Source organism: Citrobacter sp. ABFQG (assembly GCF_004322975.1).
GTDB classification, from domain to species: Bacteria; Pseudomonadota; Gammaproteobacteria; order Enterobacterales; family Enterobacteriaceae; genus Citrobacter; species Citrobacter freundii.
Map to the genome: position 1 here is coordinate 3,859,423 of NZ_CP036435.1, position 14,420 is coordinate 3,873,842.

Annotated in this window: 13 protein-coding genes; 4 read left to right on the plus strand and 9 right to left on the minus strand. The window is 52.9% G+C overall.

Annotation, left to right across the window (positions count from 1 at the left end; translation table 11 throughout):
• The first annotated feature begins 4 nt into the window (after positions 1 to 4).
• Positions 5 to 112 carry a protein YohO gene (locus tag WN16_RS19045; protein WP_003027354.1) on the plus strand — a complete coding sequence of 36 codons (108 nt, stop codon included), beginning with the start codon at positions 5 to 7 and terminating at the stop codon, positions 110 to 112.
• Here the strand turns inward: WN16_RS19045 and WN16_RS19050 are convergent.
• The 5 genes from WN16_RS19050 to bglX all read right to left on the minus strand — a co-directional run bounded on the left by WN16_RS19050 (position 93) and on the right by bglX (position 6,340).
• Positions 93 to 824 carry an ABC transporter permease gene (locus WN16_RS19050; RefSeq protein ID WP_032936682.1) on the minus strand — a complete coding sequence of 244 codons (732 nt, stop codon included), beginning with the start codon at positions 822 to 824 and terminating at the stop codon, positions 93 to 95. The two genes, WN16_RS19045 and WN16_RS19050, sit on opposite strands and share 20 nt — an antisense overlap.
• Positions 808 to 1,755: an ABC transporter ATP-binding protein gene (locus WN16_RS19055; protein ID WP_044702103.1), complete on the minus strand. Its 948-nt coding sequence runs from the start codon at positions 1,753 to 1,755 to the stop codon at positions 808 to 810. The genes WN16_RS19050 and WN16_RS19055 overlap by 17 nt, the downstream gene beginning before the upstream one ends.
• A complete protein-coding gene (locus tag WN16_RS19060; protein WP_044702102.1) occupies positions 1,748 to 2,914 on the minus strand; it encodes an ABC transporter permease in 1,167 nt (388 codons plus the stop codon). The genes WN16_RS19055 and WN16_RS19060 overlap by 8 nt, the downstream gene beginning before the upstream one ends.
• A gap of 15 nt (positions 2,915 to 2,929) precedes the next feature.
• Positions 2,930 to 3,847, minus strand: a complete 918-nt coding sequence (locus WN16_RS19065) for an ABC transporter substrate-binding protein (RefSeq protein WP_044702098.1) — start codon at positions 3,845 to 3,847, stop codon at positions 2,930 to 2,932.
• Between the two features lie 195 nt (positions 3,848 to 4,042).
• Entirely contained in the window at positions 4,043 to 6,340 is a 2,298-nt protein-coding gene (gene bglX, locus WN16_RS19070; RefSeq protein WP_049015356.1) for a beta-glucosidase BglX, read from the minus strand.
• A 232-nt stretch (positions 6,341 to 6,572) separates the two neighbouring features.
• Here bglX and dld point away from each other — a divergent pair, with 232 nt between their 5' ends.
• On the plus strand, positions 6,573 to 8,282 hold the full coding sequence (gene dld / locus WN16_RS19075; protein WP_044702096.1) for a D-lactate dehydrogenase: 1,710 nt from the start codon (positions 6,573 to 6,575) through the stop codon (positions 8,280 to 8,282).
• A 64-nt stretch (positions 8,283 to 8,346) separates the two neighbouring features.
• On the opposite strand, the gene pbpG is transcribed toward dld, so the two are convergent.
• Both pbpG and WN16_RS19085 read right to left on the minus strand, forming a co-directional pair.
• A complete protein-coding gene (gene pbpG, locus WN16_RS19080) occupies positions 8,347 to 9,294 on the minus strand; it encodes a D-alanyl-D-alanine endopeptidase (RefSeq protein ID WP_003027363.1) in 948 nt (315 codons plus the stop codon).
• A 180-nt stretch (positions 9,295 to 9,474) separates the two neighbouring features.
• On the minus strand, positions 9,475 to 10,062 hold the full coding sequence (locus WN16_RS19085; RefSeq protein ID WP_003840142.1) for a Yip1 family protein: 588 nt from the start codon (positions 10,060 to 10,062) through the stop codon (positions 9,475 to 9,477).
• A 242-nt stretch (positions 10,063 to 10,304) separates the two neighbouring features.
• On the opposite strand from WN16_RS19085, the gene WN16_RS19090 reads away from it, so the two are divergent.
• Positions 10,305 to 10,874, plus strand: a complete 570-nt coding sequence (locus WN16_RS19090) for a DedA family protein (RefSeq protein ID WP_003844394.1) — start codon at positions 10,305 to 10,307, stop codon at positions 10,872 to 10,874.
• Between the two features lie 37 nt (positions 10,875 to 10,911).
• Here the strand turns inward: WN16_RS19090 and mdtQ are convergent, their stop codons facing one another.
• Entirely contained in the window at positions 10,912 to 12,351 is a 1,440-nt protein-coding gene (mdtQ, locus tag WN16_RS19095) for a multidrug resistance outer membrane protein MdtQ (protein ID WP_044702094.1), read from the minus strand.
• Between the two features lie 169 nt (positions 12,352 to 12,520).
• Here mdtQ and WN16_RS19100 point away from each other — a divergent pair, with 169 nt between their 5' ends.
• Positions 12,521 to 13,255 (plus strand): class I SAM-dependent methyltransferase, encoded by a 735-nt coding sequence (locus tag WN16_RS19100; RefSeq protein WP_016150648.1) that lies wholly within the window; start codon positions 12,521 to 12,523, stop codon positions 13,253 to 13,255.
• A 222-nt stretch (positions 13,256 to 13,477) separates the two neighbouring features.
• Here WN16_RS19100 and dusC read toward each other — a convergent pair whose 3' ends face one another.
• On the minus strand, positions 13,478 to 14,416 hold the full coding sequence (gene dusC, locus WN16_RS19110) for a tRNA dihydrouridine(16) synthase DusC (RefSeq protein ID WP_016150649.1): 939 nt from the start codon (positions 14,414 to 14,416) through the stop codon (positions 13,478 to 13,480).
• Positions 14,417 to 14,420: the final 4 nt, after the last annotated feature.

A 14,420-nucleotide genomic window follows, 5' to 3' on the forward strand; every position in this document is an offset into this window, starting at 1 on the left:
CATAATGAGCGCAGCTAAAATCGGTGTCATTACCCTCTTCCTGCTGATGGCCATCGGCGGTATCGGCGGTGTCATGCTGGCAGGTTATACCTTTATTTTACGTGCCGGGTAAGATGTCTCGCTAATTTCTCAAAACCGCGGTCAACAATTACCGCTGCCAGCGCGACCAACAGCGCCCCCTGAATCACATAGGCGGTATTGAACCCACTCAGCCCGATAATAATCGGCGTACCCAGCGTGTTCGCTCCAACGGTTGAGGCGATGGTTGCAGTGCCTATATTAATAATCACCGACGTGCGAATCCCGGCCAGAATAACCGGGGCCGCCAGCGGTAACTCTACTTTACGCAGCCGCTGCCCCTGACTCATGCCCATTCCACTGGCGATATCCATCACGCTGGAAGAAATGCCGCCAAGTCCCGCCAGGGTTGCCTGCAAGATCGGTAATACCCCATACAGGATCAGCGCAATAATTGCCGGTTCAGGACCAAACCCCATCACTGGTACGGCGATCGCCAACACTGCAACTGGCGGAAAGGTCTGCCCCACGGCGGCAATCGTTTCCACTATCGGCCTGAATTCCGCGCCCCAGGGCCGGGTTACCGCAATTCCCGCCCCAACGCCAATCAATACGGCGATAAGGCTTGAGATCCCCACCAGTGTAAAATGGCTCAAAGCCAGCGCCGTAAAACTTTCCTGCTGATACACGGGACGTGGCAGCTCAGGAAACAGCGAACTAAACAGGGTCTGACTGTGAGGCAATCCAACCAACAGGATCAGAAACAACGTAACAAGCCACAGCAGTGGATCAGCAAGACGTTTCACGGGTCGGCATCTCCGAAAGCAAATCGCGAAAATGGAGCGTTCCGCAGGGTACCCCCTGCAGCGTCACGACAGGTAAAACGTCGCAACCGCGCGCCACGAACACCGATAACGCATCACGAAGCGTCATCTCATCCACCAGCGGCTCGCCGTCTGAGTGTTCTCCGCGACGAATAAAATCGCCTACCGTACGCAGCGACAACAGCCGTACGCCCAGTTCACTGCGGCCAAAAAAGGTTTGTACGAAATCATTCGCTGGCGCGGTGAGCATCGACAGCGGCGTGCCTTGCTGCACGACCTTTCCTGCATCCATCAGCACCAGATGCTCCGCCAGCCTTAGCGCCTCGTCGATATCATGCGTCACCAGCACAATGGTACGCCCGAGCAGACGGTGAATACGCGTCATCTCCTGCTGCAGCGCACCACGAGTGACCGGGTCCAGCGCGCCAAAAGGCTCATCCATCAATAGCACCTGCGGATCCGCCGCCAACGCACGCGCAACCCCGACCCGCTGCTGCTGTCCGCCGGAAAGCTGATGCGGATAACGGTGGCGCAAACTCGCCTCAAGGCCCAGCAGAGCCATCAGTTCATCTGTTCGGTCATCAATACGTGAGCGCGACCACTTTTGCAGTTGCGGTACGGTGGCGATGTTCTGCGCGACGGTCCAGTGGGGAAACAAGCCAATAGACTGAATCGCGTACCCCATGCGCCGTCGTAGCTCCAGCACCGGCAGGCTACGAATTTCTTCTCCGGCAAAGCGGATCTGCCCGCTGTCGTGTTCAACCAGCCGATTGATCATCTTTAGCGTGGTGGACTTCCCCGAACCTGACGTGCCGATTAGCACCGAAAAGCTGCCCTCCCCTAACTGCAGGTTAAGGTCATCAACGGCTTTTTGCTGACCATAGGTTTTACTGACGTGGCGAAATTCAATCATTATTCGATACCTTTAGCAGCGCGAGACCTAAATCAAACAGCGCATCAATCAACACTGCCAGCACAACGACTGGGATCACGCCCAACAGCACTAAATCGACGGCGCTACTGAGCAATCCCTGAAAGACCAGCGCGCCAAATCCCCCTGCTCCAATCAGCGCAGCAATCACCGCCATTCCCACGGTTTGCACCATCACTACCCGTAAACTGCGTAAGAAGACCGGCAATGCCAGCGGGAACTGCACCGAGACAAATCGCTGGAAAGTGTTCATACCCATCGCTCGAGCGCTTTCCAGTACATCCTGCGGTACCTGATTCAACCCAGCCACAACGCCACGTACAAGCGGTAACAACGCATACAGCACCAACGCAATAAGCGCAGGCGTCATACCAGTTCCCGCGACGCCGAACTTGCCCAATAAAGGAAAGTGCTTCACCAACCCGGCAAGTGGCGCAATTAACAGGCCAAACAGCGCGACTGAAGGAATGGTTTGGATGATATTCAGTGCCGCAAATACCGGCCCCTGACGGGTGACAGAGAAAGCACACCAGATGCCCAGTGGCACACCAATAAGCAGCGCGGGCACCACGGTTGCAAACAGAATCGTCAAATGTTGCGCCAGCGCGTCGTTGAAGACATCCTGGCGGTTGGCATATTCTTTAAGCAGAGAAAGATCGTTAAACGTGCCGGAGAACAAAAGCACCAGCGGCACAATGAATATTTGAGCATGCAGCGCCCAACGCCACAGTGCCTGAGCGGTGATGCGACGAATAGCGTCACTGGCGGCCAGCAGCATCAGCCCCACGCCCAACCAGAATCCACTGCCCAGACTAGTTCTGGCCAGCGGACTCCCTGTCTTCGCCAGATACGTTGCCGTTGTACCTGCGGTTACCAGCGCGGCGATCACCAACAGTTGGCAAACGATAAGCGCCAATATATTGCCGGACCTTCCCGGTACAACGCTCAGAAGACACAGCAGCAAACAGGCCACCGCCAATCCCCATGCCGTGTCGGAGCTGATATCCCAGAGTTGACGACCTTCGCCGGACACCAGACGATTAGGGGCATAGCTAATGAAAGGCAGCGCTGCCGCCGCGAAAGTAAGAAGCACCAGCAACAACAGCACCCGATTGACTGAAATATTCGACAAAACACCCACCCGCTGCAAACGCCGTTACTTCACCCATCCTTTTTGCTTCAGGTAATCTGCTGCGACTTTTTTCGCATCCTGCCCCTCCACGGCAATACTGGCATTCAGCTGCTGCAACGTTTGTTCATCCAGACTGGCAAAAACCGGCTGTAGCCACTCTCCCATTTGCGGATAGTCTTTCAGCACCGATTCACGCACGACGGGTGCTGGCGCATAAATGGGCTGGACACCTTTTGGGTCGCTTAAAGTTTGCAGACCGAGCGCCGCAACCGGGCCATCGGTGCCATAAGCCATCGCCGCATTGACTCCAGAAGTCTGCTGCGCCGCCGCTTTAATCGTCACCGCGGTATCCCCCCCAGCCAGCGACAACAGCTGATTTTGATTCAGTTTGAAATCATAGGCTTTTTCAAACGCTGGCAGCGCGTCAGCCCGTTCGATGAATTCCGCAGAGGCGGCAAGTTTGAACGTTCCTCCGTCCTTCAGGTAACGGCCTAAATCAGCAAGGGACTCAAGTTTGTTCTTTTGCGCAACATCCTGGCGTACTGCAATAGTCCAGGTGTTGTTGGCTGGTGCAGGGGTTAGCCAGACCAGCTTATTTTGCTCTGCATCCAGCTTTTTCACTTTGTCGAATCCAGCCTGCGCATTTTTCCACGCGGGATCATTTTCATCTTTAAAAAAGAATGCGCCATTACCGGTATATTCCGGATAAATATCCAGCTCACCGGAGGTGATTGCCCCACGCACCACTGGGGTGGTACCAAGCTGTATTTTATTGACGGTTTTCACGCCATGGCTTTCGAGCACCTGCAAAATAATGTTGCCGAGCAGCGCCCCTTCGGTATCTATTTTTGAACCGACCGTGACGGGTGACGCGGCCTGTAAGGGTAGGCTTATCGCAGCTAACAGCGCCAGCGAACCCACCGATACTTTTGAGATTATCATGCTGTACTCCTCATCCTTTTGCGGCCCTTTTCAGAGACTTGAGGAAAAAGCATAGTCGAAAAATCAGGGCTTAACCTGGCAATTGGGGAGTAAGAGAGGGATTCGTTAGCAATAACGTGATGAGAAATAAGAAGCAGACGCGGCGCGTACGTCTAAAGATAAAGGCCGGAAACCCGGCCTTTACTCGCTAATCAATTACAGCAGTTCAAATTCGCCCTGCTTCACTCTGGCGGAATCCACGCCGATGAAAACGTTAAATTTGCCAGGTTCTGCATCGTATTGCATACGCTGATTCCAGAACTTCAGCGCGTCAATGTCAATCGGGAAGCTGACGGTCTGGGTTTCACCCGGCTTAAGATTCACTTTCTCAAAACCTTTCAGCTGTTTTACCGGACGACTCATGGAAGCGGTCACGTCCTGCAAATACATCTGAATCACCGTCGCACCTTCGCGCTTGCCGGTGTTGGTCACCTGCACGCTGGCCGTCACGGTCCCGTCACGCTTCATCGTTGGAGAAGAGAGCTTCACATCAGAAACCGTGAACGTGGTGTAGCTCAGGCCATAACCAAAGGGATACAACGGACCATTCGCTTCATCAAAGTAGCGCGACGTGTACTTGTTCGGCTTATCTGCGTTATACGGGCGACCGGTATTGAGATGGCTGTAATAGACCGGGATCTGTCCGACAGAGCGCGGGAAAGACATCGGCAGCTTGCCTGACGGGTTGTAATCGCCAAACAGCACATCGGCGATGGCGTTACCGCCTTCCGTCCCGGCAAACCAGGTTTCGAGGATCGCATCGGCCTGTTGATCTTCTTTAACCAACGCCAGCGGACGTCCGTTCATCAGTACCAGAACCAGAGGTTTACCGGTGGCTTTCAGCGCGGCAATCAGGTCACGCTGACTCTGTGGAATAGTGATATCGGTGCGGCTGGAAGCTTCATGCGCCATACCTTGCGCTTCGCCGACTACCGCAACCACCACGTCAGACTGCTTCGCTGCGTTCACGGCTTCATCGATCATCGCCTGCGGCGAGCGCGGGTCAACCTTCACCGCCTCTTCATACAGATTGAGGAAATCGACAATGCCTTTGTCGTTGGTGATATTCGCCCCTTTGGCGTACAGCACTTTGCCCTGATCGCCGACGGCATTTTTAATCCCCGTCAGTACCGTTACCGACTGATCGGCAACACCGGCAGCGGACCAACTGCCCATCACATCACGCTTGCTGTCGGCCAGCGGACCGACGACTGCCACGGTGGCGGATTTTTTCAGCGGCAACGTTTCCAGACGGTTTTTCAGCAGCACCAGGCTTTCTCGCGCTACTTCACGCGCCTCTTTACGGTGCAAACGGCTTTCCGCGTTGGTGTCCTGTGGGTCAGATTCTTTGGCCCCCAGATGACTGTACGGGTCGTTAAACAGCCCCATATCATATTTCACGTTCAGCACGTGGCGCGCGGCGTCATCCAGCTCCGCCATTGTCACTTTGCCGGATTTAATCAAGCCCGGAAGATATTTGCTGTAATACTCATCGCTCATACTCATATTGATGCCGGACTTGATCGCCACACGCACCGCATCTTCAGGATCGGAGGCAGTACCGTGCTTAATCAGTTCCTTAATCGCGCCGTGATCGGAAACGGTAATACCCTTAAAGCCCCATTCATCACGCAGCACGTCTTTGAGCAGCCATGCATCTGAGGTTGCAGGCGTACCGTTTAGCGAATTAAGTCCTACCATTACCGCACCGCTACCAGCGTCCAGCCCGGCTTTATACGGCGGCATATAGTCGTTGAACAGACGCTGTGGGCTCATATCGACGGTGTTATATTCCTTGCCACCTTCAACCGCGCCATAAGCGGCGAAGTGCTTGACGCTGGTCATCACCGAATAGCGATCCGCCGGGCTTTTACCCTGCATCGCTTCAACCATGGTTTTACCCATCGTAGCCGTTAAATACGTGTCTTCACCAAAACCTTCTGAAGCACGGCCCCAACGCGGATCGCGAGAGACATCGACCATTGGCGCCCAGGTCATATTCAGACCATCATCGGCGGCTTCATACGCGGAAATACGGCCAACGGTTCTGACCGCATCGAGATTAAAAGAGGACGCCAGGCCGAGACTTATCGGGAACACGGTACGTTGGCCGTGCAATACGTCGTAGGCAAAAAAGAGAGGAATTTTCAGGCGGCTGAGTTCCATCACCTGATCCTGCATTTTGCGGATATCCTGGCGCGTGACGGTGTTAAAAATTGCCCCAACCTGCCCGTCTTTGATCATCTCGCGGATGGCTTCTTTCGGGTTATCAGGCCCGACGCTTATCAAGCGTAGTTGCCCAATTTTCTCATCCACGGTCATCTGTTTAAGTAAATCGGTAACGAATGCATCCCGCGCTTCTGGCGTCAGAGGATGGTTACCAAACAGCGTGTCCGCCTGCGCTGGTTGCAACGCCAGACTCACCGCGACACCTACAGAACATAGCCATTTCATGTTGATTCTCTCTTTATTTTTTCCCGACGAGGCAGCGAAAATATAACAAAAACCGCAGTTTGCCGTAAGACTAAACGGGAGCGATAAAGAAAGCTAAGGTTATTCTCCTAATTTTCAAAACCAGCGCAAATCATTAGAAGACGAACCAGAGACAATATGAATGAGAAAGCGTATTGTCATACAAAGCGCTATGCTTGTTCCTGATATTGAGTCCCACCACAAGGAGTGGAGAATGTCTTCCATTACAACAGATAATAAAGCTTTCCTGAATGAACTGACCCGTCTGGTTGGTCATTCTCACCTGCTCACTGAACCTGCTAAAACGGCCCGCTATCGCAAGGGATTCCGCTCCGGCCAAGGCGAAGCGCTCGCCGTTGTGTTCCCCGGCTCGCTTTTAGAGCTGTGGCGCGTTCTCAATGCTTGCGTCGCCGCAGATAAAATTATCCTGATGCAGGCCGCCAATACCGGCCTGACCGAAGGCTCTACGCCGAGCGGAAATGATTACGACCGCGAAATTGTCATTATCAGCACCCTGCGCCTGGATAAACTGCACGTCATCGGCAAAGGCGAACAAGTGCTGGCTTATCCCGGTACAACGTTGTATTCGCTGGAAAAGGCGCTCAAACCGTTTGGCCGTGAGCCACATTCTGTGATCGGGTCATCCTGTATTGGCGCTTCAGTAATTGGCGGCATTTGCAACAACTCCGGCGGATCGCTGGTACAGCGCGGCCCGGCATATACCGAGATGTCGCTGTTTGCGCGTATTGACGAACAAGGTAAATTGCAGCTGGTCAACCATCTGGGTATCGAGCTGGGCCAGACCCCGGAACAGATCCTGAGCAAACTTGATGACGAGCGGATTAAAGATGACGATGTCCGCCACGACGGGCGACACGCGCACGATCACGACTATGTCACCCGCGTCAGAGATATTGAGGCGGACACGCCTGCCCGCTATAACGCCGACCCGGATCGCTTGTTTGAATCATCCGGTTGTGCAGGAAAGCTCGCGGTTTTCGCCGTGCGTCTGGACACCTTCGAAGCCGAAAAAAATCAGCAGGTCTTTTACATCGGTACCAATCAGCCTGAAGTGCTGACGGAAATCCGCCGTCATATTCTGGCAAAATTTGAGCACCTGCCGGTCGCTGGTGAATATATGCACCGCGATATTTACGACATCGCCGAGCAATATGGCAAAGATACGTTTCTGATGATCGACAAGCTCGGCACCGATAAAATGCCGTTCTTTTTCACCCTGAAAGGTCGCACCGATGCGATGCTGGAAAAAGTGAAAATTTTCCGTCCGCATTTCACCGACCGGGCAATGCAGAAATTTGGTCATTTGTTCCCCAGCCACTTACCGGCACGCATGAAAAGCTGGCGCGATAAGTACGAGCATCACCTGCTGTTAAAAATGGCCGGTGGCGGCGTGGCTGAAGCGCAAAACTGGCTCAGCGAATATTTCAAAACCGCTGAAGGCGACTTCTTTGCCTGTACCCCAGAAGAAGGCAGCAAGGCGTTTTTGCATCGCTTTGCGGCGGCTGGCGCGGCGATTCGTTATCAGGCCGTACATGCCGATGAAGTAGAAGATATTCTGGCGCTGGATATCGCGCTGCGTCGTAACGACACCGAATGGTATGAGCATATGCCGCCAGAAATCGACAGTCAACTGGTGCATAAGCTCTATTACGGTCACTTTATGTGCTATGTATTCCATCAGGATTACATCGTGAAAAAAGGCGTGGATGCACATGCGCTAAAAGAGCAGATGCTGGAGCTTCTGCACGAGCGCGGAGCACAGTATCCGGCAGAGCATAACGTCGGACATCTGTATAAAGCACCGGAAACATTAACCCGTTTTTACCGCGAGAATGACCCCACCAACAGTATGAATCCGGGTATTGGTAAAACGAGTAAGCAAAAGTTCTGGAAAGAATCGTAGGCCCGATAAGCGTAAGCGCCATCGGGCACGTTGCCGGGGGCGCTTCGCTTGGCCAGCCTACGGTTTAATCGTTTTGCGCGGTTTGCTCACCCGTAGCTGAACCTGCCGCCGCCATCTGCGCCGCTTTTTGCTTTTTGTAGCTCAGCGCTGCCGCCGGAACCGGCATCACCTTGCCGGTTTCAATCCAGGTGCGTAAACGGCTGGCATCGGCAAAGTGGGTATATTTACCGAACGCATCCATCACCACCAGCGCCACCGGTTTGTTATTGATCACGGTGCGCATCACCAGACAGTGGCCTGCCGCATTGGTAAATCCGGTTTTGGTTAACTGAATATTCCAGTTATCGCGGTATACCAGATGGTTGGTGTTACGGAATGGCAGCGTATAAGCCGGGTTGGCAAAGGTCGCCATATCTTCACGCGTAGTGCTTAACTGGCCAATCAGCGGATACTGCTTGCTGGCGATCAGCAGCTTGGTTAAATCACGAGCTGTCGAGACGTTATGAATCGATAAGCCGGTTGGTTCCACAAAGCGTGTCTGAGTCATGCCGAGCGCTTTCGCTTTGGCATTCATGGCTTTAATAAACGCGTTATAACCGCCAGGGTAATGGTGCGCCAGACTGGCTGCCGCACGGTTTTCTGACGACATCAGCGCCAGCAGTAGCATGTCTTTACGGCTAATTTCACTGTTCAGTCGCACACGAGAGTAGATGCCTTTCATTTCCGGTGTCTGACTGATATCAACTTTCAGTTTCTCATCCAACGGCAGTCGTGCATCAAGCACCACCATCGCGGTCATTAATTTGGTAATCGACGCAATCGGACGCACAAGGTCCGGGTGGTTCGAATAGATAACTTTGTTGGTATTCAGATCAACAATCATCGCGCTACCGGACGCTATCTCAGGTTGAGAAGCCGCTGCGGTAGTTGCCGTTTTCGCCACGGCTTGGGGTGCAAAAGGAACGGCCAGCACCAGGGCAAGGCTTAATAATGAAACTCGGAATTTCAGCATGATGAGATTTCTGATAATGGTTCACGCACGTCACAACGCACACCGCCAGAGACTAAGTATTATCTCAAGCTAGCTCAGGCATCATAGCGATCCGGCAGGTTTGCCGCCACAGGAGAATCGTCTCGAAATGCTGCGTTGCTGACTTTTACGTCAACAACGCAGCGCAGACAGGTTTATCCGTCAGAATAATCGGTAGCCGTAACCCCACAGGATTACCGTAATAGCCAGTAGAACTTCCAGCACCAACACACCGATCGCCAGCGTCGAACTGGAAAAACTTAACCCTTCCTCGCGTGTGATATTCAGGAATGTCGGTATGCCGAGATAAAGTAAATAGCCGGTGTAAAACAACGCGATGGTCCCCACCAATGCGCACAGCCAGACCAGCGGATAAAGTGCGACCAGTCCGCTTAAAAACAGCGGCGTCGCGACATATCCTGCAAAAACCATACAATGCGCCAGCGACGGGCGCTGCGGGTAATTACGCGCCATCCACCAGATAACCCGCCCCATAACGGCGACGCCCGCCAGCATCACCCCGTAAAACAGAATTGCCATCGCAAATCCGGTCAACAGAGATAGCTTCAGGATATTGCCATCGCCAAAATTCCAGCCGATTTGTGTAGTACCGATAAACGCGCAAACCACCGGGATTGCCGCCATCAGCAGTACATGGTGGGTATAGTGATGCGAAACGCTTTCGTTTTCGCTGTTGATCACGTGCATTTCACGATCGGGATGGGAAAACAGCCCCCAGACATGGTTCATACCGCCCCCTTGTTGTCAGCTCCGGACCTCAACACTTCAAGTATAATTCAGCTTTTGATTATTTTATGTACACAGAAAAAATACCGAAGCGCCGGGTAAAAAGTTTGTTCAGGCGTAGGCATGATAAGCGAAGCGCCATCAGGCATTGGAGAGCTGAGCGACCTTAAGCGCTACTACGCGGCTTTTCCGGCATCAAATAATCATAGGGTGTATGCTATTAGCAGTGGAGGTCATACAATCGTATGGATATAAATCATTATGTTGCGCAATACGGCTATGCTGCGTTAATCATCGGCAGTCTGGCGGAAGGCGAAACCATTACCCTGTTAGGCGGCGTTGCGGCGCATCAGGGCGTCCTGAAATTTCCCCTGGTGGTACTCTCGGTCGCGCTGGGCGGGATGATTGGCGATCAGTTGCTTTATTTACTCGGACGTCGTTTTGGCGGCAAAATTTTGCAGCGTTTCTCGCGCCACCAGGCGAAAATTGATTACGCACAGAAGATGATCCAGCGACGTCCTTACCTGTTTGTGGTCGGTACGCGCTTTATGTACGGCTTTCGCGTTATTGGTCCCTTACTGATTGGCGCCAGTCACCTGCCGCCGAAGATCTTTTTACCGCTAAATATTCTTGGTGCGCTTGTCTGGGCATCGTTATTTACGACTCTGGGCTACATCGGTGGTGAAGTGATAGCGCCGTGGCTGCACAGCCTTGACCAGCATATCAAGCATGGCATCTGGCTGGTGCTGGTTATCGGGATTGTCGCGGGCGTCCGCTGGTGGATGAAACGGCGAAGCACGCGTAAAGCGCAATGAAGATGGCCCGACAGCAGAACACCGTCGGGCCGATTAATCAGGACGCGTGATAACCGCCGCCCAGCGCACTGGTCAACTGAATTGAGGCATCCAACCATTGCCCTTGCAAAAGCAGACCGTTGCACTGCTCACGTAATGCCGGGATCTTTGCCTCGCTGACCCTGGAGCCCGCAATAATACCCGCATTAAAGCGTGCCTGAGCCAGCCCCACTACGCGCTGAGCGTCATGTGCAATCTGCTGCTGATGCTGATTTTTCTGCGCTAATGTTTCTACCTGCGATGCGGCACGTGCCACGTCATTCACCGCATCCACCACCGCTTTGTTGTAATTCGCCACCGTCAGGTTGCTTTGCGCTTTCGTAATATCGAGATTTGCGTTCAGCCTGCCGCTGTCAAAGATAGGCAGAGTCAGCCCGGCGGTTACGCCCATTTGCTGCGCGGAATGGCGGAACAGGTCACTCAGATGTAACGCATCCTGTTGTAAAAATGCCATCAGATTCACATCGGGATAAAAAGCCGCTTTCGCCGCATCAATGCTGCTCAGCGATGATTCAATGTACCAGTGCGCCGCCTGTAAATCCGGGCGGCGGGCCAGTAGCGAGTAACCCAATTGTGACGGGAGCTGGCTTTCGACCGCGGGCAGTGGGGTCGAATGGAGCTTCAGGGCAGTGGACTGGGCATTGGTCAGCGCGCTCAGCCGTGCTTCAATCACCTTCATTTTACCGCTGACATCATTCAACTGCTGCTCTGTTTTGCTGGAATCAATATCAGTTTCAACGCCTTCCACTGAAGAAGTTAGACCGTTTTGATACAGCTGACGATCGACGGTTATCACATTTTGCTGCTCGTTTTCGATTTGCGTCAGTACGGTTTTCAGCGCCGCCTGCGTCTGCCATTCCCAGTAAAGGCGGGAGACACCGCTCGCCAGCAGCTGCCGGGTTTGCTCGCGCTCAGCCTCACGTGCCTTAACGGCCCCAATACGCGCCGTCACTTCAGCCCGATTTTTACCCCACAGATCCAGATTCCAGCCAGCGGTTAAACCAAGGGTTCCATTGGTGTACCACGGTCCTGTTGTTCCGGCGGCCGGATCGGTAATGGCAAACGGTCCCATCAGCCCCTCAGCTGACATTCTCTGACGCTCAACGTCTGCGGAGAAGTCGATCTCCGGGCCATCCTGTGCTTCCACAGCCTTAGCCTGCGCCTCCGCCAGTTGAATGCGCTGTTCCGCTACCTGCATATCAGGAGAATTTCGCAACGTGCTGTCAATCAACGCATTAAGTTGTGGGTCGTGATATGCCCTCCACCACTGGCTGTCCGGCCAGCCATTTTTTAACGCGGCAGGCAATGTGGTATCGACATTCGCAGCAGGGGTCTGCTGTGACAGAGACTGGCGGTCATCATGCATAGGCGCACAGCCTGCCATCAGAACAAAAAGCGGCAACAATGCCGTGGTGATAAACACAGAATTACGATTCATGGAGATATACAGGTAAGAAAAGATGTGCAGAGATTACGACTTGTCGCTTTTGCTTTTTTAGTTACGCGTGGCAATACATCTTTGGCAATAAAAATATAAAATCAGAAAAATATACACCTCGCGAATAATATAGGTTAAATAGTTTTAATAATTAATGGATGGAGATTTTATGTCACAGAATATCTATGACGATCCTGAGTTCTTTGCCGGATATGCCACGCTGGATCGTTCAGTAAAGGGGCTCGACGGCGCGCCAGAATGGCCGACAATACAAGCGATGCTCCCCTCTCTTCAAGGCAAAAACATTCTTGATTTGGGCTGTGGATATGGCTGGTTTTGCCGCTACGCACGCGATAATCAGGCTGCCAGTGTAGTGGGACTGGATATTTCACAAAAAATGTTAACTCAGGCGCACAGTATGACGCAGGGTAATGGCATCGTTTATCAGCGTGAAGATCTCGAAACGCTTACCTTGCCCCCAAATTCCTTTGATCTGGTTTATAGCTCGCTTGCCCTGCACTATTTGCACGATATAGAACGATTATTCGTAACCATTTACCAGTCATTAACACCGGGAGGCATGTTGGTTTTCTCTGCTGAGCATCCAATTTATACCGCACCGCTTAACCAGGGCTGGATCAAAGATAAAACCGGGCAACTCTCCTGGCCGATTAATCATTATCAGCAGGAAGGTGAGCGCATCAGTAACTGGTTTGCTGAGGGCGTCAAAAAACAGCATCGTAAGCTGGCGACCTGGATTAATGCGCTGATTGGGGCCGGATTCGACATCGTTTGTGTCGATGAGTGGGGACCTTCCGCGCAACAGATTGCTGAAAACCCAGCGTTAGATGAAGAAAAAGAGCGGCCGATGGTGTTTCTGCTCAGCGCACGTAAACCAGCATAACAGCGCCTCCAGGCAGAATGATTAATACTTTCCTATACTCAATCTGAACTTACCAAAAAAAGGAAAGTTAATGAAAATTCTGCTGTGGGTTATTCTGATTATTTTTCTGATTGGACTGTTGGTGGTAACAGGCGTGTTTAAGATGATTTTTTGATATTGCTGCCTATCAGCCAGTCCGGATAAGGCATTAGCATTTAATCCGGTCTGGCGCATCAGCTGTGTTCAAAGGGTAATAGCCTGAATCGCACGCGCGATATCCGGCGAATTGTTTAACGCACGAATTTCCTGAAACAGCGCGGTTGCCTCTGAATATTCTTTTCGCAGATATCCTAACCACTGCTTAATCCGCGCTACATGATACAGCCCGGTGTCCCCCTGCTTTTCAAGACGGGTATATTTTTGCAACAGCGTCACGACATCAGGCCACGGCATACGCGGCTCGTTGTATTTCACCACGCGGCTCAGGTTTGGAATATTTAATGCGCCACGTCCGATCATCACCGCATCGCATCCGCTGATGGCCATACAATCCTGGGCGCTCTGCCAGTCCCAGATTTCGCCATTCGCGATAACCGGAATAGTCAGTCGCTGGCGAATCTCGCCAATCGCCTGCCAGTTAATATGTTCTGCCTTATAGCCCTGTTCCTTGGTTCGACCATGCACCGCCAGTTCGCTGGCGCCAGCCTGCTGCACGGCATCGGCAATTTCAAACTGCCGATCGCTGTTATCCCAGCCCAGACGCACTTTCACCGTCACCGGGAGATGAGCCGGGACCGCCTCGCGCATAGCTTTTGCGCCCCGGTAGATAAGCTCAGGATCTTTCAGTAACGTTGCGCCACCGCCGCTGCCGTTCACCAGCTTCGACGGACAACCACAGTTCAGATCGACACCGTACGATCCCAGTTCTACCGCGCGCGCGGCATTCTCCGCCAGCCACTGTGGATACTGTCCTAACAGCTGAATGCGAACCAACGTGCCGGATGGCGTCCGGCTGTTGTTATGCAGTTCCGGGCAGAGTCGATGAAATACTTTTGCCGGCAGGAGCTGATCCACCACGCGCACAAACTCGGTGATGCACAGATCGTAATCATTCACTTCAGTCAGCAGCTCGCGCACCAGTGAATCGAGCACGCCTTCCATCGGCGCCAGTAAAACACGCATATCG

Coding starts and splice junctions, on each gene's coding strand:
- WN16_RS19045 (WP_003027354.1), top strand. CDS start 5: ATGAGCGCAGCTAAAATCGGTGTCATTACCCTCTTCCTGCTGATGGCC.
- dusC (WP_016150649.1), bottom strand. CDS start 14,416: ATGCGTGTTTTACTGGCGCCGATGGAAGGCGTGCTCGATTCACTGGTG.
- bglX (WP_049015356.1), bottom strand. CDS start 6,340: ATGAAATGGCTATGTTCTGTAGGTGTCGCGGTGAGTCTGGCGTTGCAA.
- WN16_RS19085 (WP_003840142.1), bottom strand. CDS start 10,062: ATGAACCATGTCTGGGGGCTGTTTTCCCATCCCGATCGTGAAATGCAC.
- WN16_RS19065 (WP_044702098.1), bottom strand. CDS start 3,847: ATGATAATCTCAAAAGTATCGGTGGGTTCGCTGGCGCTGTTAGCTGCG.
- dld (WP_044702096.1), top strand. CDS start 6,573: ATGTCTTCCATTACAACAGATAATAAAGCTTTCCTGAATGAACTGACC.
- WN16_RS19055 (WP_044702103.1), bottom strand. CDS start 1,755: ATGATTGAATTTCGCCACGTCAGTAAAACCTATGGTCAGCAAAAAGCC.
- WN16_RS19090 (WP_003844394.1), top strand. CDS start 10,305: ATGGATATAAATCATTATGTTGCGCAATACGGCTATGCTGCGTTAATC.
- mdtQ (WP_044702094.1), bottom strand. CDS start 12,351: ATGAATCGTAATTCTGTGTTTATCACCACGGCATTGTTGCCGCTTTTT.
- WN16_RS19100 (WP_016150648.1), top strand. CDS start 12,521: ATGTCACAGAATATCTATGACGATCCTGAGTTCTTTGCCGGATATGCC.
- pbpG (WP_003027363.1), bottom strand. CDS start 9,294: ATGCTGAAATTCCGAGTTTCATTATTAAGCCTTGCCCTGGTGCTGGCC.